We start from the raw sequence: 22862 nt of genomic DNA, 5'->3' as shown, positions 1-22862 counted from the left end.
AGGTGTGACCTCCTTGCCATTGTCACCAGACAAAATTAACTTACTTAATTAATGATACACACTTTTAAAAGCTAATGCAACAGTTAATTTTACACTTTGTTAAAATTTTCTTTACAATTGCATAACATATCGTTCTCGTTTTTGACGACTTTTATATATTACTTCACTTATCAATATATGTCAACACTTTTTATGCTATTTTGATATTTTTTGTATCAAATAGAGAAATTCTCTCTTTTCACTTCAAATATTCTAGCATATATTAGTTTTGATTGCTATATGACTATTTTAGCAATTTTGTTATATAATCCTCTATTCATAACTTTATACATCTTTCTCCTTATATGTATTCTTAATCGAGTTTAATCCGTAATTTTTCACGGGTATAATTTCAAGCTAGAAAAATAGGCGCTGCCTTTAAATATTAAGAAGGCAGCGCCAAAACATAATCAATACAATTAAATTTGTAAACATTATGATGGTTTGTAATTTTAAACAATTATCACTAATATAATCTATTTTTGTCTCATGTATGGGAATAGTAATACGTCTCTAATTGACGGTGAATCAGTTAATAGCATTACTAATCTGTCGATACCGATACCTAGACCACCAGTTGGAGGCATTCCGTACTCTAATGCTTCGATGTAATCTTCATCCATATCATGCGCTTCATCATTTCCTTGTTCTTTTTCAACAAGTTGTGCTTCAAAACGTTGACGTTGATCAATCGGGTCGTTTAATTCCGTGAAGGCATTTGCATGCTCTCTTCCTACAATAAATAATTCAAAACGATCAGTAAATCTTTCATCATTTGGATTTTTCTTTGCTAACGGTGAAATTTCAATAGGGTGTCCATAAATAAACGTTGGTTGAATAAGTGTTTCTTCAACTTTCTGTTCAAAAAATTCATTTAATATATGGCCATATTTCATATTTTCAGTAATTTCAATATCATGTTCTTTTGCTAATCTAATCGCTTCTTCATCAGAATTAACATTATAAAAATCTACACCGGTAGCTTCTTTAACAGCATCAACAATGTGAAGTCGTTTCCATGAAGATTCTAAGTCAATTTCTTCACCATTATATTGTACTTTAGCTGACCCAAAAACTTCTTGAGCAATATGTCTGACCATATTTTCAGTTAAATCCATTATATCATGATAATCAGCATAAGCTTCATACAATTCAATCATTGTAAATTCAGGGTTATGTCTTGTAGACACACCTTCATTACGAAAGACTCTGCCTATCTCGTAGACTTTTTCAAGACCTCCGACAATTAATCTTTTCAAATGTAGTTCTATAGCTATACGCATATAAAGAGTAGCATCTAAAGCGTTATGATGCGTAACAAATGGTCGTGCAGCAGCACCTCCAGCAATTTGGTGCATCATTGGTGTTTCTACTTCCAAGAATCCTTGTTTATTTAAATAGTTTCTCATTTCTTGAATTATTTTACTACGATTAATAAACGTTTGCGTACTATCTTCATTTGTAATTAAATCTAAATAACGTTGTCGATATCTTTGTTCTATGTCTTGTAAACCATGGAACTTATCAGGTAAAGGTCGTAATGATTTGGATAGTAAAGTAAACGACTTAGCTTTGACAGAAATCTCGCCCGTATTAGTTTTAAACATGACACCTTCAACACCTATAATGTCACCTAAGTCAGCCATTTTCCAAATGTTAAATTGATCATCTCCAACTTGATCTTTTCTTACATAAATTTGAATTTGGCCTTTCAAATCTTGAATATGTGCAAATCCCGCTTTACCTTTACCACGTTTAGTCATAAGACGACCTGCAATTGACACGTGGCTTTCGTCTTCTTTTTCATGCAATTCTTCCTTAGAGAATTGGTCCCACTGTTCTTTTAACTCACTTGAAGTAGATGAGCGATCGAATCGATGACCAAAAGGATCAATCCCTAAATCAATTAATTCTTGTAATTTTTGACGACGAACTTGCATTTGGTCGTTCATTTCTTCTGACATAAAATTCTCTCCTTTGAACTTTGATTTATCAATTTATTGTTCCATGTCTTTCTGTTGAAAACTTTAGGAGCTATATATTGTTTCCCAATCAGTTTTAATTTATATTTAAGCCTTTCATTATTTCCTTCTTATCTTCATATGTATTGTTATTCCATGAAGGTTGATATTGCATCTAATCAAAGCAAATATGCTCATTTTATTATTCTACAAGACCATCAAAATGTAATAAAGTAATTTATATTTTCATCGAATAGTTGCAAGCTTTATAAACTTATTGATTAGCAATATATGAATTTCTTTCATTAAAAGTTACATTTAAGTTTTAAAACCATATTACTATACTTTATTAATCCTTATATTTTTTCACGCTATTATCAGTTACTACTAGTTGCCCGATACTTTTATTAGAGATCGGTTCTATTTGATTAGTAGCTATATCATTTAATGGGATAAGAACAAACGAACGTTCTTTCATTCTAGGGTGCGGCACCGATAAATTATCTTGTTCAATAATTTGATCACCAAACAACAGTATATCTACATCTAAAGTTCTAGGCCCCCAACGTATTTCTCTTTTACGATGAAGTTGTTGTTCCGTTGCTAAACAACATTTTAACAAAGATTGTGGATTCAATTCAGTTTCTATCTCAATGCACAAGTTTAAGAATTTCGGTTGATTAGTATATCCCACTGGTTCAGTCTCATAAATATGAGAAACTTGCGTTACTTGAATACCTTGATAAGCATGAAGTATTTTAATAGCCTCATTGAGTTGTAGTTCTCTATTTCCAATATTGCTCCCTAATCCTAAATAAGCTTTAACCATTTAGTCATTCTCCCTCACTATTTCAATCCCAACACCATCGTAATGACCAGGAATAGGTGGGTTTTCTTTAGTGATTCTAACTTTCGTTTCCATTACACGATTATAGTGTGAATTTATATGTTTTGCAATACGTTCAGCCAGATGCTCAATTAAGCATGAACGTGGACCTTCAACAATAGACTTTACATCTTTATAAACCTCTCCATAATTTACAGTATCTTTTACATCATCTGATTGACCTGCATAACTAAGATCAACCTTTAAAGTGATATCAACAACAAAAATTTGTCCAATATCGTTTTCTGCAGCTAAAACTCCATGATAACCATAAAAACGCATTCCATTAAGAAAGATGATGTCGTTCATATTCATTCTCCTTTAGAAAATCCATACTTTGGGCTAGTCGCGTATTTAATAATACATTATGAACTCGAACCCCACGAACGCCTTTCATTATACCATAAGCCGTTGTAGCTGCAGTTGCCTCGTCTCTATCCGAAGGAGAAGATTCTTGATTCATCATTTCTTTAATGTATCTTTTTCGACTTGTTGCAAGTAAAACTGGATAGTCGGTCGCTACCAATTCATCTAATCTTGCCATTACCTCATTTTCTTCTTCTCGTGTTTTAGCAAAACCTATTCCAGGATCTAACCAAATTTTATTATGTGGTATACCGGCCAATTCAGCCTTATTCGCTTGTGCAAGTAATGATACAAGCATCTCTTCAACAACAGGTTCATCTCTATAACCATCACCATTATGCATAAGTACAATTTCAGCACCGTACTTAGATACCACATTAAACATATTCGAATCAAATAGGCCTGCCCACTGATCATTAATCATTGAAACACCAAGTTTAAGACAAGCTTCTGCAACTTCACTTCGAAATGTATCAACCGAAATTTGCACATCATATTTAACGATAGACTCAACCACAGGTAATACACGATTCATCTCTTCTTTAAGCGATACTTCTTTATGACCTGGTCGTGTTGAGATACCTCCAACGTCTATAATGTCTACACCCTCATCTATCATCTCTTTAGCACGCTTCACAGCTTGATCAACTGAGTTGTACTGTCCTCCGTCAGAAAATGAGTCAGGTGTCACATTTAATATCCCCATTATTTTTGTTTTAATCATAATTTCACCTTTTTCAATAACAAAATCTTAAATCTTTTTTAATTTTCAATAATAACTACATTACTAAACACATCTGCTACTTCATGATATCATTCATTTCAATAAGTTTTGAGTATATATTATCGTCATATTAAAAAAGGTAGCTTATCTTATATAGAAGCTACAATATTGATTAGTCTGATTAAATAAAAAAACGAAGATTTATTTTATAAAAAGTTGAAAAATCAACGTGAAATACACGCTATTTTAAAACTTTAGAAACAAATCTTCGTCCAAAATGATTTTTAGATTAGTTTTTAATTATCAAATGAATATAATGGTGTTGATAAGTAACGTTCTCCATTACTTGGTAATACTGTTACAACTGTTTTACCTTTACCTAATTCTTTTGCTTTTTGAATAGCAGCATATATTGCAGCACCAGATGAAATACCTGCTAATATACCTTCTTCTCTAGCCACACGACGTGCCATATCCATAGCAGTATCATTACCTACTTTGATGATGCTATCATAAACTTCTGTATTTAAAGTGTCAGGTACGAAACCTGCTCCCAATCCTTGTAATTTATGAGGGCCTGGTTCACCACCGCTTAATACTGGAGAAGCTTCAGGTTCAATAGCTACAATTTCCACATTTGGATATTCTTTCTTCAATACTTTACCAACACCAGATAACGTACCACCAGTTCCTACACCAGCTAAAAATGCATCAATTTGTCGACCTTCAAATTGTTCAACTAGTTCTGGTCCAGTTGTAAGTTCATGAATTTCAGGGTTTGCTGGATTTTCGAATTGTTGTGGTTCAAAATAGCCGTGCTCTTCTTTTAATTCTTTAGCTTTTTTTATAGCACCTTTCATAGCTTCTGAACCTGGTGTTAATACTAGCTCAGCACCATAAGCTTTTAATAAATTACGGCGCTCTTGACTCATTGTTTCAGGCATTGTGAAAACTGCTTTGTATCCCTTGGCAGCACATACAAACGCTAGACCAATACCAGTGTTACCACTCGTAGGCTCAACGATTGTATCACCAGGTTTAATTTTCCCTTCACGTTCAGCTTTTTCAATCATCGCTAAAGCGATACGATCTTTTACTGAACCACCTGGGTTTTGATATTCTAATTTAACGTAGATATCAGCTGCATCATCATCAACAACGTTTCTTAATTTGACTACAGGTGTATTCCCAATAATTTGTGTAACATAATCTACAGGTTTTTGTGCCATCCAAAACACTCCTTTAAGTTTTACAATTTATCAATGCTTAGTTTTTCTATCGGATATAACCTTATTCTATCAGAATTTTCTAAAAAGACAAACCGTATAGTCTTACTATAAATAAAACTATATACTACTTTAGTCTTTACTATAAGACATTTCCTACAAAAGACTAAGTTAAACGTAAAAAAAGATAGTCGAACGAAAGTGAGGACAACAAATAATCCTCTATTTCGACGACTTCTACATTACTCTACGACAATCTTCTATTAAAATTGAGCGCACAACTTTTAAAATTTATTATCTAGTTTTTTTATAAATAATATTAACTCATCATTTCTTGAGCTATTTCATTGTTTCTAATAAATCTTCTAATTCACTCTCACTATACTGATATTTATTACCACAGAAGTGACATACAGCTTCAGCTCCATGATCCTCTTTAATCATGCTATGAATTTCTGCCTCTCCTAAACCTTTAATAGCATTTAAAAATTTTTCATGACTACAATTACATTCAAATTGCGCTGATGTTGAATTTAAAATTTGAACGTTACCTTCACCTAAAATTTCATTTAATATTCCTTCAGGTGTAAGTCCTTGCTCAATTAATTTTGATACAGGTTGCATTTGGCTAATGGCTTCTTCTAGTTTAGTCACTGTTTCATCAGTAGCACCTGGCATAACTTGAATAATAAATCCTCCAGCTGCTTTGATTGAGTTGTCTGGATTAACTAATACACCTAACCCTACTGATGATGGTGTTTGTTCACTTGTGGCATAGTAGTATGTGAAATCATCTCCTAGCTCACCTGATACTATTGGACTCGCACCAGAAAAGTAGTCTTTCATTCCAACATCTTTAACAACCTGAATAGAACCATCAGTACCGACTGCTCGTCGTACATCCAATTTACCTTGATCGTTGAGTGGAAAATGCGTTTGAGGATGGTCTACATATGCACGAACATTTCCTTGAGCATCTGCGTCAGCTATAATTCTGCCAATTGGGCCTTTGCCATCAACAGTAACTGTTAGCTTTTGATTTCCTTTTAACATTGCACCCATCATAACAGTAGCTGTCATAGTTCTTCCCATAGCAGCAGAAGCAGTAGGCCATGTATAATGACGTGTTTGTGCTTCTTGTACTGACTCTGTTGTGATTGCAGAATATGCTCTAACTTCACCACCGTATGCTAAACCTCTCACTATATAATCATGTGTCATTGTTAAATCTCCTTTTTAAAAATAATCTATAATTTAAAACTTTTTATTTTTTAATACTGGTTGATTATTATACATCTCTTATTGACTAATATGAAATCTATTGCTCATACATGTTTATTGAGTAACATCACCATGAGAGGTGATAACAATATTTTTACCAAAAGTTTAAAAATGTATTGGTATAAACTATACATAAAAAAGTCCCTTTTCACTCAATTCATACATGAGCAAAAAGAGACTTACTAAAACTTGTACTATTGTCTATGATTTGGGTCGTTAGGATTGTATGGTTTATCGATGTTCGGAGATTGTTGATGACCTGGTTCATTCGTATGTGAAGTATTATCAGCTTCACTGTCTGTGTTGTCTTGATTTACTTCATCTTTTTCATGGTTGTCATCATCTTCTTTATCGTCATCTTCTAACTGTTCTTTACGAATGTCGTTGTATGATTTCCCATACTTTCCATCACTATAATCACTATTTTCATTTTTCACAACTTTTGCAGAGTCATAATCTACTTCTGGTAAAACACCATCATAGAATAATGATTGAATTTGTTCTGCAACTAATGTTTCTTCTGTAAGTAGTGTTTTAGCAATTAATTTAAGTTGTTCTTCATGTTCTAACAAGATTTGTTTACAACGTTCATATTGCTCTTTAACAATTCGTTGAACTTCTTTGTCAATTTCATAAGCAATTTGACCAGAATAGTTTGGCTCACCTTGCATATCTTTACCAAGGAATACTTGTCCACCACTATTGCTTGAGAATTGTAATGGTCCTAATTTTTTACTCATACCATATTCTGTAACCATAGATCTTGCAATTTGCGTTGCTCGTTCAAAGTCATTCGAAGCACCTGTTGATACTTCACCAAAGTTAATATCCTCAGATACTCGTCCACCTAATAAACCACATATTTTGTCGAGTAATTCTGGTTCTGTCATTAAGAAGCGATCTTGTTTTGGTAACATCATTGCATAACCGCCTGCTTGTCCACGAGGGACAATTGTTACCTTGTGTACAATTTCAGCTTCATCAAGCACCATACCGATGATAGTATGACCTGCTTCGTGATGCGCTACAATATTACGTTCTTTTTCAGAAATTACACGAGATTTTTTAGCTGGACCTGCAATAACACGGTCAGTTGCTTCTTCAATATCGCGCATATCAATTTTATTTTTACCCTCACGTGCTGCAATTAAAGAAGCCTCATTTAGCAAGTTCTCTAAGTCTGCACCAGAAAAACCTGGCGTTCTTTGAGAAATAGCTTTTAAATCTACTGTTTCATCAAGAGGTTTATTTTTCGCATGCACATGAAGAATTGCTTCACGACCTTTAACATCTGGGCGTCCAACTTGAATTTGTCTATCAAAGCGACCAGGACGTAACAATGCAGGATCTAAGATATCTGGGCGGTTTGTAGCCGCAATCATAATAATACCTTCATTTTCTCCAAAGCCATCCATCTCAACTAATAGTTGGTTTAGTGTTTGTTCACGCTCATCATGACCGCCACCTACACCTGCACCACGTTGACGTCCAACAGCATCAATTTCATCAATAAAAATGATACATGGGGCATTTTTCTTAGCATTTTCGAATAAATCACGAACACGACTCGCACCAACACCAACAAACATCTCAACGAAATCAGATCCACTGATTGAGAAGAATGGTGCGCCAGCTTCACCTGCAACCGCACGTGCTAATAATGTTTTACCTGTACCTGGAGGCCCAACGAGTAAGACACCTTTCGGAATTCTTGAACCCATTTGTTTAAATTTCTTGTTATCTTTTAAGAAATCTACAATTTCTATCAATTCTTGTTTCTCTTCGTCAGCACCTGCTACATCTGAGAAACGAACTCGACGTTTATTACTGTCGTACATTTTAGCTTTGGATTTTCCAAAGTTCATCATACGACCACCGCCGCCACCACCTTGGGCTTGGCTAAGGAAGAAAATAAATAATAATGCAATGATTAATACAGGAATCAGTGTCGTTAGAATACTAACGAATACACTTTGTTTTTCTTCTTCTTTAACTGTAAATTTAAGATTATCTTGTTTCTTAGCTGTATCTGTGATTTTTTGTAAATCTTTTTCATTGTTATATAAAATTGTCGATGAGTAATCTTCATCTTTTTTAGTTTTACCACTTACCATATATACGTTTTGCTCTGGTTGAATTTCTAAAGTTTTTAAATCGCCTTTATTCAACTTATTAACAAACTGAGTATATGTAAGTTGTTTTGGCATATTCCCATTTCCATTTAAAAATGAAAAGAGGCCAAATATAATAACGCCAATAATTGCGATAACTAGCACATTGCGAAAAGCTTTCTGCATGCGTCATTTCCTCCTACTTCCAATAATAAAACTAACAAAAATTGTAACACAACACTTTATATTCAGGCTAGTATTTCAACTTTAGTATTGCTTCTACAATTTTGTCGATTTTAAAATGCATTATTCTTTGTTTACTATCTATTAACATTAATTATCTTAATAGTATTAATCAATACATAACACTTTTGAATTGTTACTTTGAGTCTACACTAAATCTACGCATAGTTCATTATACTAACATACTTATTAATTAATACAGATCCAATTTTAAAATCTATTTAGAATAAACTTCTGCTTTTAGTGTGCCTATGTATGGCAGATTTCTATATAACTCACGATAATCTAAACCATAACCAACTACAAATTCATCTGGAATCTTTTTGCCAACATATTTTGCTTCGATATCAGCTTTGCGACGGTTAGGTTTATCTAACAATGTAGCTATTTCTAAAGAGTTAACTTTACGTGATTGCAATAACTCTGTAATAGATTTTAAAGTTGTACCAGTTTCTAATATATCTTCAATTATAAGTACGTCTTTATTTTCTATAGAAGCACCTAAATCTTTCAATATTTGAACTTCCCCAGTCGATTCCGTTCCACCATGATAACTTGAAACATCCATAAAATCGATTGATAAATGTGTATCAATACGTTTAATTAAGTCTGCCATAAACATGACTGATCCCTTCAAAATACCAATACAAACGAGTGGGCGATCTTTATAATCCTCAGTAATGATAGCTCCCATCTCTTTACAAATATTTTGAATGTCTTCTTCCGATAACAAAACATTCTTTAAATCCTTATGCATTATAATTCATCTCCATTATTCGAAATCAAAATAAATTCTTTAAAATTTTCTTTAACATATAAATCGCCAATAGCTAACACTGCATTTTCTTGATTAATAATGAGTGGGATGCGCTGACGTTCAGCAAGAGTCACTTTTTTATCGATAAATAAACGACTCACTTTTTTATGACCTTTTTGACCATTTAATTTAAACACATCACCATTTTGTCGGACACGCACAGTAAGTGGATATAAATGTTGTGGTAAGTCAGGATGAATATCAATTTGATAATCATTAAATTCATATGTACCTGGCTTTCTAATACATATACGGTTTAATATATATTCATCCATTTCACTTTTAGCCATTATTATTAATTTATCATATGCAATTTGAATTATCCATTCATCTGTTACGTGAATATTAAATTGAGATTTATCATTTCTAATCTGTTCAAACCACTCGTCATAAGCGTGTTGTGGCATTGCTAAATGACGGTCTAATTTTTCGAATAACAAATCCATAACTACGCTTTTGATATTCACATTCAATTCATTAAAAGCAGTTCTGGAAAAGGAATAGGTTAAATTACTCTTTGAAACTTCGTTACTGATAAACGTTTCAGCTTGTTCTTTTAACGATTGCAATTCAATATCATGCCAATCCTTAAGTTTGAGTAACTGATACGCGTTTAAATGCGGGTTCTCGTTAATTGTAGGTATGATGCGTTGTCTAATGTCATTTCTAACATATTTTCTATCTTGATTAGACATGTCCTCATAGTATGGAATTTGGTTCGCATGCTGATACGCTAATATTTCAGTTTTTTTTAAATTTAACATAGGACGATAAACTTTGTATTGATTAAAATATGACTCATATGTCATACCTAATGAATTACGTGTTGATCTCCCTGTAAACAAACGATATATAATCGTTTCAAGTTGATCATCAAGATGATGAGCTGTTAACAATACATCTGCTCTTAATTGAGCTATGATATCTCCAAACCATTCATAACGACGTTGACGCGCTTCTTGTTGAATACTATTACCGTCTGCTACAATATCACTTAAGTCTAAACGCTTTATATAAATGTCAATATGATGTTGTTGGCAATACTCTCTCAAAAACGCTTCTTCTTCATATGACTGTTCACGCAATCCGTGATTAACATGAACACATGTTAATTTACGATATGTATGTTGATAGTCGTTTAATAAGCTATATAATAAACTCATACTATCAATGCCTGTTGAGACAGCCACAACAATATGTGCTTTTTTAGACCAACCATCTGTCTTGATATTCATTTATTCACCTCGTTACTTTAAATGATGCCACTAAATTGAATTCTACGTGATACAATTAAATCCGTCTTCCATAACGTAATATCGCTTACTCAACATCAACAAAAATAGGAGTAGGAGAGAATTCAAAGTAATATAATTGAATTCTACCTCCCACCCCATGTGGATGTTGCATATGTTTAATCAAGGACTAAACATCATCGTAGTGTCTTCCCACTATTTGTCAAAGTACTAAAGACATCATCACTCTGACTTTAACGGTCGTTTAATCTATATCATATTAACGTCTAGAACCTTTACCGCCTCTGCGTGATTCTGTTTGACGCTTAATTGACGTTAATTTATCTTCACTATCTTTTAAGAAGTTACTTAATTTTTTTTCAAAGTCTTCAGTTTTTTGAACTGGTTTACCGTGATTAGCTTTATTGTGACGAGGCTTGCGAGGGTGGTCTTTAGCTTTTTTTATCGATAAACTAATTTTACCATCATCCGCGATTGATAAAACTTTAACTTCTACTTCGTCACCTACTGATAAGTGGTCTTCAACATTTTCAACATAATTGTCGGCAACTTCACTGATATGAACTAAACCACTTTTTCCTTCAGGTAATTCTACGAATGCACCAAACTTTTTGATACCTGTAACTTTACCTTTAAGCTTGTTTCCTACTTCGATTGACATTTTCTAAATAAATCCTCCTGGTTAGATTCGATTTTATCCTTATTATATTCCTGTTCACGTAATTTCACAATGATATAATCATATTATTTTATTCTAATTGCCTTTTTCGTTTGAAGTCTTTGACTGAGAGGATTTTTTATCATCAGGTAATCTAAAAATGACTTCACCTTTATTACTTAAATAATAATCATCTCTCGCTATTTTCTCGATATAGTCTTTATCATTTAAATTATTAAGTTTCTCTTTTAAAGCAATTTCTTCATCTTGTTGTTTTTGAAACTCAGTTTCTTTCTCTTTTCTTTCAACTGCATCTTGATCGTTACTATGTCTTTGAATGACAAGCAATACAAGTAGAATGAGGATAATCGCTAAAAGAATACCTCCGAATAAAGCAATACGTCTACGTACAACACGCATTTTCATTTTTTGTCGTTGTTTTTTCTTATTTTCTTGTGACGTATATTGGTTACCGATATGTTCTACTTTTTTATTCATTGCTTGTCACCTCCTTAAGCATTTCACTCTTCATTAATACGTTCTTCTTTAATCAAATCATACATACCTTTTGCATTTTCTTTTGTAGCATGGTCGCTTAATCCTGTTACTTTAACTGTGACTAATTTTTGTCCAAAACGAATAATAAGTTCATCGTTTTCTTTGATGTCTGTGCCTGCTTTTGCCACATTTCCATTGACAGTCACTCGACCTTGGTCACTAATTTCTTTAGCTAATGTACGTCGTTTAACTAATCGTGACACTTTTAGATATTTATCTAATCTCATGAATTTTTCTCTCCTTGTTGTAAAAATTGTTTGAGATCATCTTCGTCAAATTGCCTATTTTTTGTTTTATCATACAATTTCAGGAAGTGGTCTGCAAATACTTTCTCAAATTTAACACGAGGCACTTTACCTTCTTTTTCTTTAGCATGTGACCAAATGTCTTTTAAATCCTCTTGTGAAGTTACATGTGCATTACCAAAGATATGCGGATGTCTACGAATCATCTTGGCGTTGAGACTTTCTATAATTTCTTTGATATCAATATATCCTTCTTTTTTACCTATACTAGAATGTAATAATACTTGTAAAAGTATATCTCCTAATTCCTCTATCATATGCCAATCATCTTCATTATCAATGGCTTCAAATAATTCAAATGTTTCTTCTAAAAGATACCGTTTTAATGAGTCGTGAGTTTGTACTTTATCCCACGGACAGCCTTTTTCATTATCAACGAGTAAATCAATAGTTTGAACTGCGTAATCAAAATCTTGATAAAGTAATGTATCCTCATTAATTTTTGGAATAAATAAACTTGTAAGATTATTAAAATAATCGTCGTAGCGATCAATTTCATAAAGTGGACATTCAATTACGTGAGCTCCATCACTATGAGAACCAGTAATTATTTTCACATTAAAATCATCAGGGTATCTTTCCATTAAAGTAAGTTTTAAATCGGCAGCTATCATTACGCTATAAACTTGAGTAATAACTGTGTGTGTACGAACATTTAGGGCCGATTCTTTTAATGACGTACCATCAAGCAGTGTAAAACCATCATTGGGGTCTACATCAACCGCTTCAAAAATGTCATCAATAAAACTTTTTCCTCCAAGTACCTTCACAGAGATATCCTTATTAAAATGACTATACTCTAATAATTTTACAGTTGTAGTTTCAGCAACTCTAGGATGACCAGGAACTGCATAAACAATATCTTCAGATTGTGCCAATTCTATTAATGATGTAACAATCGCTTCATAAACATCTTCAAAACGGTCATGTGCTTCATAAATACTATCGAAACTCTCGAATTCAATTTCTTTTTTCAGCGTATTGATGACAGGATGATTTAAAGTTCTAGCATATACTTTAGTCTCTTTTTCTAAAAAACGATAGATACCTAAAGGTAACTCATCAATGCCATAATTACCTAAACCAACTATTGTAATTGTATGGGTCATGACCGTCTTCCTCTCTTCATTTGATATAATTTGTCTCCAAAGGGTAAGTGTTTTATTTCTTTGTATCCTAGTACATTAAATATAACAATATACAACATTATAATCACTATGCCTATCATTGAGCTAACTATAAGTTCTAGTAATCCTAACATCCTACCTTTCGAAGGTAAGATAAGCATGACAGTTTGAACAACTATACTCATAATTATCATACCTAAAATAAGTTTAACGATAAATAAAGATATACGATTAAAATGATAGTACTTTAAGACTGCAACTTGCAATATTATGACAAACAGTAGTAGTGATAAGACTGTACTCACACTTGCACCCACGATACCCCAAAAAGGTATTAATATAACATTTAAAATAATCTTGGACAGTATTCCTATCATCACGCCCATAATAATGGGACGAATACTGGTTAGAACTTGTAAAAATGCGATGTTCATCATTATTAATGAAACACATATCACTGTAAACATATAAATACTCAAGGTTAACGTTAAATGATTACTTTTAAAGAATACAATATTCATGAGTGGAAGTAGATTAATTAATCCTATACTAGCTGCTGTGCTTATTACTACTGTGATTTTAATTGATGCATTTGCATAACGATTCATATGAATTTGATTATGTTCACGAATTGCTTGAGTAAGTAATGGGATAAGAACAAAACTAAAAGTCGTAGTTACAATCAAACCCATTTGTATAAATGAAGCACCTCGATCATAAATACCTTTTTGAGTAATTGCTTCTTTAAAAGCAATACCGCTATGTTGTAATAAACGTATTATTGTAAAACTATCCACAACTTGCCATAAAATAACGATAAGTTGACTCAATGCAAAGATGGATATGGAAATAAACAACTGTTTCCATTGAATGGAAGTAGTATTAAAGCGATAGCTTAACTTAAGTTTAAATGGTTTTTTAAGTAATAAATATAACATTGAACCTAAAAAACCAATCGAAGATGCCAATATAGCTAATGCTCCTGCTTGATAAATAGACCAATGTTTCATTGAAAACATAATAATTGCAACAATGATTAAACTAACTCTAACTACCTGTTCTATAACCTGGGAAATTGCTGGTATGGTCATTACTTGCTTTGATTGATAAAATCCTCTTAACACTCCTAAGACACCTATTAAAATAAAACTAAAACTGGCCATTTTTAACATGGGTGCTAAATTAGAATCGCCCATCCATCGGGTAATCATATTCGCAAACATATAAAGCAAAATAAAGACGATAAAACCTATGCATTGCAATCGAAACATAACCCTTGTATAGACTTCATCGGGTCGATTAACACCTATCACTTGAGTCACAGCACTTGGAATGGCATTCATAGATAAAATAACCCCTAGGGCTACGACAGGATATATTTGTTGATAGGCATACAAACCGTCATCACCTAAAACATTTTGATACGGAATGCGATAAATGGCACTTAGTGTCTTCACAATAATTAATGCTAAGGTAAGTATAACGACGCCGTTAAACGCCGTCTCACTCTTAGTCTTCATCTTTAATCGCCATACTTTCTTCAATACATCTAACTAAGAATTTCAAACTATCTAACCATTGTTTTGATTTTGTTAGCGTTACATTCATTGCATTATTTTGCACGCCAACTTTCATTGCTCTACCAAGAGGTTGCGTCTGTTTAAACAATTCTTCTCCATTAATATCTTCAGTCGCTTTAGGTGATAAAATGATTTGTATAGATTTTCCTTTGTCTTTTATCAATTCGACACCCGCATGTAGAGCGTGGACTTTGATTTCAACAATATCTAATAATCGTTCGACTTCAATTGGATAATCATTAAAACGATCTATTAATTCATCTTTGACATCGAAAAGTTGTTCTTCTGTTTCTACTTTTCGAAGTTTTTTGTATATCTCAATTTTAGCCTGTTCACTTTGTATATATTCAGCTGGTAAATAAGCATCTAAATGCAATTCAACTTCAATATCTGGTGCATCCGGCGATTCTTCTTTAATTCCACGTTTTTCGTTTACAGCTTCTTCTAACATTTGAGAGTATAAATCGAAACCAACCGAATCAATAAAGCCATGTTGTTGCTTACCGAGTAAATTACCTGCTCCACGAATATTTAAATCTCGCATAGCGATTTTAAAACCTGAACCTAGTTCGGTAAACTCCTTAATAGCTTGCAATCGCTCTTCAGCAGTCTCATTTAACACTTTGTTAGCTGGATGTAAGAAATAAGCATAACCGATTCTACTTGAACGTCCTACACGCCCTCTTAATTGGTATAGCTGGCTTAATCCAAAACGATCGGCCTCTTCTATGATTAACGTATTAGCATTTGGTACGTCTACACCTGTTTCAATAATTGTTGTCGTTACTAAAATATCGTACTCATGATTAATAAAGCTTAACATCGTTTCCTCTAAATCGCGTTCAGTCATTTGGCCATGTGCTACAGCAATGTTAGCGTCAGGCATTAACATTTGAAGTTGTTCTCTTTTTTCATAAATGGACTGCACTTTGTTATACAAATAAAATACTTGTCCATCGCGAGATAATTCACGCTCTAATGCCTCTTTAATAAAGTTCGTATTCTGCTCTAAGACATAAGTTTGTACAGGAAAACGATTTTCAGGTGGTGTTTCAATCACTGATAAGTCACGTACACCTAACATACTCATATGCAATGTTCTTGGTATTGGTGTTGCAGTAAGCGTCAGTACATCAACGTTTTTTTTCAAAGTTTTAATGCGTTCTTTATGTCGTACTCCAAAACGTTGTTCTTCATCAACAATAAGCAATCCTAAATCTTTATATTGAATATCTTTACCTAATAATTTATGTGTACCTACGACAATGTCAACATATCCTGATTCGAGCCCTTCTTTAGTTTCCCTTATTTCTTTAGCTGTGCGGAATCGACTTACCAATTGAATTTCGACCGGAAAATCTTGCATACGTTCAAGGAGTGTTTCGTAGTGTTGTTGTGCAAGAATCGTTGTTGGTACTAAAAACGCAACTTGCTTACCATCCATGACAGCTTTAAACGCTGCACGGACAGCCACTTCAGTTTTACCATATCCCACATCACCACAAAGAAGGCGGTCCATAGGTCTTGCTTTTTCCATGTCACCTTTAATTTCATCGATTGATTTACTTTGATCGGGTGTTAATTCATATGGAAAATCATGCTCAAATGCTGATTGCTCTGCAGTATCTTGGCCGTATTGGTAACCTACAGACATTTCACGTTCTTTATACAAATCAATTAATTCATCAGCTATATCTTCAACACTTTGTTGAACTTTGGCCTTTGTTTTTTTCCATTCTGTCCCGCCTAATTTATTTAATCTAGGCGACTTATCTTCAGAAGCCACATACTTTTGAACTTGATCCATTTGATCAACTGGAACAAATAATTGATCGGTTCCTTTATATTGCAATTTAATATAGTCGCGATGTGTATCTCCAACTTCTAGTGTTTCAACACCTAAGTATCGTCCGACACCATGATGCACATGCACAATATAATCGCCCACATTTAAGTCTTGATATGATTTTATTTTTTCAGCATTAGAAATCGTTTTTGTACGTTTACGTTGTTTCTTTTGTCTCGTTTTAAATAATTCTCTTTCTGTGATGACTACCAACTGCATATAAGGTAATTCAAAGCCTTCAGAAAGACTACCTTCCGTTACTACAACTTGACCACCATCAATATCTTCATGAATATTTGATACTGTTGGAATATGCATTTCGTTAAGCATTGATTGAATACGTTCAACTTTTGTTTCAGTTTCAACAAGAACTACGACAGTGTAATCTTGATGCACGTATCTTTGAAATTCCGAGCGCATAATGTCATATTGACCATAAAATTGTTGAACTGGTTTACAAGAGAACTTAATAATATGTTGTAATGGCACTTGCATCGAAGATGTAAATAATGTGAAATATGCAACGGCATGTTTCTCTAGTAATGCGTCAAAACTTTCATACTTCATAAATCCTTGTCCGATAAATCCATTTCCACTCTCAATTAAGTTACTCATAAAATCTTCAACTTCTGTAGTGAGTGTTTCTTCTGTTTCCTTAATACGATTAAACTCATCAACTACAACAATCGCGTTTTTTTGGAAATAATCAATAAGGGTTGATGGTTTTTCATACATAAATGCAACAAGACGTCGTAACAATTGATGATCAAAAAAGGTAGATTCAAATAACTTGAAACTTTCATATGTCTCTTTTAAATCATTACGTACGGACTTCTCAATTTTAGGGCGTGTATATTCATATGCTTTTTTAAGTTCATTTTGTAAGTGTTGTATCACTTCATCAGTAATAATGTAATCACTGGCTGTTGTGATTTCAACTTGATTTATATTATCGTTAGAACGTTGTGTTTCTACATCAAAGTCTCTGATGGAATCTACTTCAGTATCAAATAGCTCTATTCTCACAGGTGTTCCTACCAATGGATATATATCTATAATTCCACCACGCAATGAAAACTCACCAATATGTGACACTACACTTTCTCGACGATAACCCATATTAACTAATTTATTTAAGAACGTATCAACATCAATATCCTGGCCTACTTTAATCGTCATTTGATGATCTTTCCATAAATCAACCGGTGTTAACCATTTTTTAAATCCGTTTAAAGGCACAATAAATAACCCTTTTTCGCCTTGGGCTAACGCAGTCAACGTTCTAACACGCTCACTCATCAATTGTGGACTTTGAGTAGAAAACTCTTCAGTCATTATATCTTGAACAGGATATTTATAAACTTCTGAGTCATCTACATATTGTAAAATGTCAGTTTCGATTTTATCTGCTTGGTATAAATTATTAGTTACGAGTAGCATTTGTTTATGATCTTTTAAATATTTTTCAGCAATAATTGTTGCCTTCGCTGACGGGGATAATCCCGTAACTAAAATATTCTCTTGGCCGAAGACTTCATCTAATTCTTGAAAACGTTTATCTTCGCTAATGTAATTTGCAATCATTGATTTCACTTGACTTCACCATTAAATTCATTCATAACATGATCAAAACGAGAACTTTCAATAAAAGATTCTACAGCTTTTGCAGAATGTTCAATTACCTTTTCCATAATGATCATTTCTTCTTTTGAAAATTTTTGTAAAACATAGTCCGGAACAGACATCCCATTTGTTGGACGGCCAACACCAATTCGAATACGTTTAAATTGATCTGTACCAAGCATTTTAATTATCGATTTCATACCATTATGACCGCCTGCACTCCCCTTTTGGCGCAGACGCACTTGTCCTTGTTCTAAATCTAAATCGTCATATAAAACGATTAAATCTTCAACATCGACATTATAATAATCCATTAAAGGAGCTACAGCTTGACCAGATAAGTTCATCATAGTCATTGGCTCAATAAATAATACCTTTTCGCCGTTTAAACGTTCAATAGTGTATGCACCTTTAAATTTTTGTTTGTCTAAAGTAAATTGGTGGCGTTCTAGAATATCATCGACAACTTCGAAACCAATATTATGTCTTGTTAATTCAAAACGTTTACCAATGTTGCCAAGACCGACAATGCATTTCATTATTGTTACCTCCACTATTAATATTATGTATCTTCACATATTTTCAAATGCTATTGCTGTGTTTATTTTAAAATAAAGGACGTAAAAATGATTGACCACTGATATATGTCAACCACCTCTAAAACCGTCTTAAATAATTAATCATTCCCTATAATAACACAAAAAGCACTATGCTTATTAACATAAGCACAGTGCTCGCCTTTAAATCTGTAATCTCAACTAATGAGAATACCTACTTAAGAGACACGAAGATTAGTCTTCTTTATTTTCTTCTTCATCGTCTTCTTTGTCTTCACCAACAACTTCAGGTTCTTCAGTTGCTGATTCGCCTTCCATAGCTTCAACTTCTTCTTCAGAAGGTTCATCTGTTGGAGGAACTACTGTTACGATAGAATCTTCTGGATCATTTTCGATTGTGAAATCACCAGAGATTTTAATATCAGAAACTGCTAAGCTGTCATTAACTTGTAATTCACTGATATCTACTTCGATAGTTTCAGGAATATTTTCAGGTGTAGCTGTAACTTCTAAGTTGAATAATGGTTGTTCAACTACGCCGCCTTCTTTAGCCCCTACAGCTTCACCAACTAATTGAACTTGTACTTCAACAGTACGTTCTTCACTCATGTTGATTGCTAAAAAGTCGATATGAGTGATTTGGTTTTTTAATGGGTCAAATTGATAATCTGAAACCATTACTTTAATTGTTTTAGAACCTACGCCTAAATCGATAACACCATTACGTCCTACTTCACGGATTACTTTGATAAATTCAACTTCATCAACTTTAACTGAAGTATTTTTTGTACCGTAACCATACACAACTGCAGGTACTTTACCTGAGTTTCTTAATTGTTTTAGGTCAGAACGTGTTTGTTTACCTTGACGAATGATTGACTTTAATGAAGCCATTCGTATTTCCACCTTTCGAATTTCGAGGTTTAGACATTAGATGCGTCTAACCTGCTCCTCACTTACCCATCAACGTTACTGTTGCTTGTAAGTGTTTATTTGTTCGCAATTCTACGAACGTTAGTATTATACATGTTGATATAGGATACGTCAAATTCAATTGTAAATTTTAGTCAAATAATACACTTACTGATTCTCTTTCGTATACACGAATAATTGCTTTAGCAATTAAACCAGCAACAGAAAGTTCTTTTGTATTATTAGGTTTTCTATTCTCTTCTAATTGAATTGAGTTTGTTACTATAAGTTGCTTGATTGCAGAGTTTTCAATCCGTTCTTTTGCTGGCCCAGAAAGCACTGGATGTGTACAACAAGCATAGACTTCTTTAGCACCTTTATCTTTTAAGGCTTGGGCAGCTAAAGTAATTGTTCCTGCAGTATCAATAATGTCATCTATAATAATTGCAGTACGTCCTTCAATATCACCTACAATGTTCATAACTTCTGCCACGTTAGGTTTCGGACGTCTTTTGTCGATAATCGCAATTGGAGTTTTTAAAATGTCGGCTAATTTACGTGCTCGCGTTACCCCACCATGATCAGGGGACACAACTACACATTCTTCTGGATTAATATCAGGATCATTCTCAAAGTGTTGTGCAAGGATAGGAACACCCATTAAATGATCAATAGGAATATCGAAAAATCCTTGGATTTGAGGTGCATGTAAGTCTAATGCAATCATACGATTGGCACCTGCTGTTTCGATTAAATTAGCTACTAATTTAGCAGTAATAGGTTCACGACTACGGGCTTTTCTATCTTGTCGAGCGTAACCATAGTATGGTACTACGATGTTAATATTTGCTGCTGACGCGCGTTTACACGCATCAATCATAATAAGTAACTCCATTAAATGAAGATTGACTGGGTATGAAGTTGGTTGAACAATAAAAACATCACAACCACGAATGCTTTCTTCAATATTTATTTGAATTTCTCCATCACTAAAACGTTTTACAGAACATTTACCTAATTCAATCCCTACATGATCTGCTACTTCTTGTGCCAAAGGTTCATTTCCTTTGAGCGAAAAGATCTTCATTGATGAATTCTTATATTCATTATTTAACATTTATAGTCCTCCAATTATTTACTTAGACATTTATATTATATAGAAAATAGCGCTTTTTTACTATGATAGATGTACAATCAAAATTATTACAATTTTATAAATTCATTTAAAACTGCACATACGATAGCAATTCAGGGGCAAGAACTATTTTTTTAAGTAGCCTTCTTTATTTACTTGTCTTGCACGCGCTAATGCTAAACTATCTTCAGGGATATTATCTGTAATTGTGGATCCAGCTGCAATAAGAGTATGATTGCCTACTGTTACAGGTGCTATAAGGTTCGTATTACATCCTATAAAGGCATCTTTACCTACTATTGTTTTAAATTTGTTAGCACCATCATAGTTTACAGTGATAGAACCACATCCGATATTTGTACGCTCACCTATTTCAGCATCTCCAATGTAACTCAAGTGTGATACTTTAGCACCATCTTTAATATCTGCTTTCTTCACTTCAACAAAGTTTCCTACTTTAACTTCAGAACCTAAATTAGATCCTGGACGTAGTTGAGCGAAAGGTCCAACTGTTGTGTTCTCTCCAACAATAGAGTCATTGATAACCGATTGTTTTATGTTAGCATTCGAATGAATTGTACTGTTATTAATTTCAGAGTATTGGCCTATCCACACATCCTCTTCAATCGTTGTATGACCTCCGATTCGCACGCCTGGTTCAATAGTTGTATCTATTCCAATTTTCACATCTGTTCCAATAAATGTTGAACTTGGATCAATGATGGTCACACCATTTTCCATATGATAGCGATTAATACGTTGTTGCAAAGTCTTTTCAGCTTCACTTAACATCAAACGATCATTAACACCAATGATTTCATCAAAATCTTCGGTACAATAAACTTCAGCTTTACCTCCGTCTTTTAAAATTAAAGACAAAACATCTGGTAAATAATATTCTCCTTGAGCATTATCATTTTTAACTTGTTCTAACTTCTCAAATAGAACTCGATTATTAAAGGCAAAAATACCTGAACTAATTTCTTTAATCGCACGTTCTGATTCATTTGCGTCTTTCTCTTCAACAATACGCTCTAATATTCCATTATGATTTCTTATAATTCGTCCATAACCATAAGGATTGATAGTAGAAGCAGATAATACAGTAACCTGTGATTGTGTACTTTCATGATGTTCAATAAGTGATTGTAGAGTTTGGTATGTAATAAGAGGTGTATCTCCACATACTACTAAAGTAGTTCCTTCTTTATCTGCTAAATGTTCATGTGCCATTTTCACAGCATGAGCTGTTCCAAGTTGTTTATCCTGAAAACTATATAATGATTGATTACCCAATGTATCTTTCACACTCTCAGCGCCATGACCAATAATAGTTACAATTTGATCAACGCCAGCTTGTTTTACGTTATTAAGCACATGTTCAACCATTGGTTTGCCAGCAACCTCATGGAGCACTTTATATTTCTTTGATTTCATTCTTGTGCCTTTACCTGCTGCCAGAATAATCGCATGTCTTTGCATGAATGCTAACCCTCCATTAAAATTTACACTTCATAGTTATTATAGTTGAATAACAAAGAGAGTTTCAACTTATAAAAGGTTTTGTTAATCATTCATTAAAGGTTTGATAATTTTAGAAATTCAAATAAGTTGTTATGCTTTAAAAAGGCAAATGAGGTCATTAAACCCAATA

General features: G+C 33.3%; 19 protein-coding genes. All 19 read right to left on the bottom strand.

What is annotated here, in order from left to right; translation table 11 throughout:
* Positions 1-515 precede the first annotated feature (515 nt).
* Positions 516-2003 (bottom strand): lysine--tRNA ligase, encoded by a 1488-nt coding sequence (gene lysS, locus HMPREF3058_RS04315; protein ID WP_002458687.1) that lies wholly within the window; start codon positions 2001-2003, stop codon positions 516-518.
* Positions 2004-2349: 346 nt separating this feature from the next.
* Positions 2350-2829 carry a 2-amino-4-hydroxy-6-hydroxymethyldihydropteridine diphosphokinase gene (folK, locus tag HMPREF3058_RS04310; protein ID WP_002458686.1) on the bottom strand — a complete coding sequence of 160 codons (480 nt, stop codon included), beginning with the start codon at positions 2827-2829 and terminating at the stop codon, positions 2350-2352.
* Positions 2830-3195 (bottom strand): dihydroneopterin aldolase, encoded by a 366-nt coding sequence (gene folB, locus HMPREF3058_RS04305; protein WP_001832204.1) that lies wholly within the window; start codon positions 3193-3195, stop codon positions 2830-2832.
* Positions 3173-3976: a dihydropteroate synthase gene (folP, locus tag HMPREF3058_RS04300; protein ID WP_002490922.1), complete on the bottom strand. Its 804-nt coding sequence runs from the start codon at positions 3974-3976 to the stop codon at positions 3173-3175. The genes folB and folP overlap by 23 nt, the downstream gene beginning before the upstream one ends.
* A 296-nt stretch (positions 3977-4272) precedes the next feature.
* Positions 4273-5205, bottom strand: a complete 933-nt coding sequence (gene cysK, locus HMPREF3058_RS04295; RefSeq protein WP_001832242.1) for a cysteine synthase A — start codon at positions 5203-5205, stop codon at positions 4273-4275.
* Between the two features lie 336 nt (positions 5206-5541).
* Positions 5542-6423, bottom strand: a complete 882-nt coding sequence (hslO, locus tag HMPREF3058_RS04290) for an Hsp33 family molecular chaperone HslO (RefSeq protein ID WP_002490924.1) — start codon at positions 6421-6423, stop codon at positions 5542-5544.
* Positions 6424-6677: 254 nt separating this feature from the next.
* A complete protein-coding gene (gene ftsH, locus HMPREF3058_RS04285) occupies positions 6678-8780 on the bottom strand; it encodes an ATP-dependent zinc metalloprotease FtsH (RefSeq protein ID WP_002458683.1) in 2103 nt (700 codons plus the stop codon).
* A 274-nt stretch (positions 8781-9054) separates the two neighbouring features.
* Positions 9055-9594, bottom strand: a complete 540-nt coding sequence (hpt, locus tag HMPREF3058_RS04280) for a hypoxanthine phosphoribosyltransferase (protein WP_002458682.1) — start codon at positions 9592-9594, stop codon at positions 9055-9057.
* Positions 9594-10889, bottom strand: a complete 1296-nt coding sequence (tilS, locus tag HMPREF3058_RS04275) for a tRNA lysidine(34) synthetase TilS (RefSeq protein ID WP_002490931.1) — start codon at positions 10887-10889, stop codon at positions 9594-9596. The genes hpt and tilS overlap by 1 nt, the downstream gene beginning before the upstream one ends.
* Before the next feature lie 277 nt (positions 10890-11166).
* Positions 11167-11568: a S1 domain-containing RNA-binding protein gene (locus tag HMPREF3058_RS04270; RefSeq protein ID WP_070731152.1), complete on the bottom strand. Its 402-nt coding sequence runs from the start codon at positions 11566-11568 to the stop codon at positions 11167-11169.
* Positions 11569-11661: 93 nt separating this feature from the next.
* Positions 11662-12063, bottom strand: coding sequence for a cell division protein DivIC (divIC, locus tag HMPREF3058_RS04265; protein WP_002458680.1), 402 nt, complete (start codon positions 12061-12063; stop codon positions 11662-11664).
* Positions 12064-12086: 23 nt separating this feature from the next.
* Positions 12087-12350 carry an RNA-binding S4 domain-containing protein gene (locus tag HMPREF3058_RS04260; RefSeq protein ID WP_002447891.1) on the bottom strand — a complete coding sequence of 88 codons (264 nt, stop codon included), beginning with the start codon at positions 12348-12350 and terminating at the stop codon, positions 12087-12089.
* Positions 12347-13537, bottom strand: a complete 1191-nt coding sequence (locus tag HMPREF3058_RS04255; protein ID WP_002490932.1) for a MazG nucleotide pyrophosphohydrolase domain-containing protein — start codon at positions 13535-13537, stop codon at positions 12347-12349. Before HMPREF3058_RS04255 ends, HMPREF3058_RS04260 begins: the two co-directional genes overlap by 4 nt.
* Positions 13534-15075, bottom strand: a complete 1542-nt coding sequence (locus HMPREF3058_RS04250; protein WP_002487051.1) for a polysaccharide biosynthesis protein — start codon at positions 15073-15075, stop codon at positions 13534-13536. Before HMPREF3058_RS04250 ends, HMPREF3058_RS04255 begins: the two co-directional genes overlap by 4 nt.
* Entirely contained in the window at positions 15065-18565 is a 3501-nt protein-coding gene (gene mfd / locus HMPREF3058_RS04245; RefSeq protein ID WP_002490925.1) for a transcription-repair coupling factor, read from the bottom strand. Before mfd ends, HMPREF3058_RS04250 begins: the two co-directional genes overlap by 11 nt.
* Before the next feature lie 5 nt (positions 18566-18570).
* A complete protein-coding gene (pth, locus tag HMPREF3058_RS04240) occupies positions 18571-19143 on the bottom strand; it encodes an aminoacyl-tRNA hydrolase (RefSeq protein ID WP_002497191.1) in 573 nt (190 codons plus the stop codon).
* 252 nt (positions 19144-19395) lie between these two features.
* Complete coding sequence (locus HMPREF3058_RS04235; RefSeq protein WP_002475375.1) at positions 19396-20055, bottom strand: 50S ribosomal protein L25/general stress protein Ctc; 660 nt, start codon at positions 20053-20055, stop codon at positions 19396-19398.
* Between the two features lie 169 nt (positions 20056-20224).
* A complete protein-coding gene (locus tag HMPREF3058_RS04230; protein ID WP_001832233.1) occupies positions 20225-21190 on the bottom strand; it encodes a ribose-phosphate diphosphokinase in 966 nt (321 codons plus the stop codon).
* Positions 21191-21334: 144 nt separating this feature from the next.
* The gene (glmU, locus tag HMPREF3058_RS04225; RefSeq protein WP_002505952.1) at positions 21335-22690 is read right to left on the bottom strand and encodes a bifunctional UDP-N-acetylglucosamine diphosphorylase/glucosamine-1-phosphate N-acetyltransferase GlmU; all 1356 of its coding nucleotides are present in this window, start codon (positions 22688-22690) and stop codon (positions 21335-21337) included.
* Between the last annotated feature and the right edge of the window lie 172 nt (positions 22691-22862).

Origin of the sequence: Staphylococcus sp. HMSC068G11 (assembly GCF_001815825.1) — a bacterium.
Lineage (GTDB): Bacteria > Bacillota > Bacilli > Staphylococcales > Staphylococcaceae > Staphylococcus > Staphylococcus epidermidis.
The sequence above is the reverse complement of the archived record's forward strand: the minus strand, read 5'-3'. Positions and strand labels throughout refer to the sequence as shown.

Bases quoted from the DNA above. Each gene is read 5' to 3' on its own strand.
- lysS (WP_002458687.1), bottom strand. From the start codon at position 2,003: ATGTCAGAAGAAATGAACGACCAAATGCAAGTTCGTCGTCAAAAATTA.
- folK (WP_002458686.1), bottom strand. From the start codon at position 2,829: ATGGTTAAAGCTTATTTAGGATTAGGGAGCAATATTGGAAATAGAGAA.
- folB (WP_001832204.1), bottom strand. From the start codon at position 3,195: ATGAACGACATCATCTTTCTTAATGGAATGCGTTTTTATGGTTATCAT.
- folP (WP_002490922.1), bottom strand. From the start codon at position 3,976: ATGATTAAAACAAAAATAATGGGGATATTAAATGTGACACCTGACTCA.
- cysK (WP_001832242.1), bottom strand. From the start codon at position 5,205: ATGGCACAAAAACCTGTAGATTATGTTACACAAATTATTGGGAATACA.
- hslO (WP_002490924.1), bottom strand. From the start codon at position 6,423: ATGACACATGATTATATAGTGAGAGGTTTAGCATACGGTGGTGAAGTT.
- ftsH (WP_002458683.1), bottom strand. From the start codon at position 8,780: ATGCAGAAAGCTTTTCGCAATGTGCTAGTTATCGCAATTATTGGCGTT.
- hpt (WP_002458682.1), bottom strand. From the start codon at position 9,594: ATGCATAAGGATTTAAAGAATGTTTTGTTATCGGAAGAAGACATTCAA.
- tilS (WP_002490931.1), bottom strand. From the start codon at position 10,889: ATGAATATCAAGACAGATGGTTGGTCTAAAAAAGCACATATTGTTGTG.
- HMPREF3058_RS04270 (WP_070731152.1), bottom strand. From the start codon at position 11,568: ATGTCAATCGAAGTAGGAAACAAGCTTAAAGGTAAAGTTACAGGTATC.
- divIC (WP_002458680.1), bottom strand. From the start codon at position 12,063: ATGAATAAAAAAGTAGAACATATCGGTAACCAATATACGTCACAAGAA.
- HMPREF3058_RS04260 (WP_002447891.1), bottom strand. From the start codon at position 12,350: ATGAGATTAGATAAATATCTAAAAGTGTCACGATTAGTTAAACGACGT.
- HMPREF3058_RS04255 (WP_002490932.1), bottom strand. From the start codon at position 13,537: ATGACCCATACAATTACAATAGTTGGTTTAGGTAATTATGGCATTGAT.
- HMPREF3058_RS04250 (WP_002487051.1), bottom strand. From the start codon at position 15,075: ATGAAGACTAAGAGTGAGACGGCGTTTAACGGCGTCGTTATACTTACC.
- mfd (WP_002490925.1), bottom strand. From the start codon at position 18,565: ATGATTGCAAATTACATTAGCGAAGATAAACGTTTTCAAGAATTAGAT.
- pth (WP_002497191.1), bottom strand. From the start codon at position 19,143: ATGAAATGCATTGTCGGTCTTGGCAACATTGGTAAACGTTTTGAATTA.
- HMPREF3058_RS04235 (WP_002475375.1), bottom strand. From the start codon at position 20,055: ATGGCTTCATTAAAGTCAATCATTCGTCAAGGTAAACAAACACGTTCT.
- HMPREF3058_RS04230 (WP_001832233.1), bottom strand. From the start codon at position 21,190: ATGTTAAATAATGAATATAAGAATTCATCAATGAAGATCTTTTCGCTC.
- glmU (WP_002505952.1), bottom strand. From the start codon at position 22,690: ATGCAAAGACATGCGATTATTCTGGCAGCAGGTAAAGGCACAAGAATG.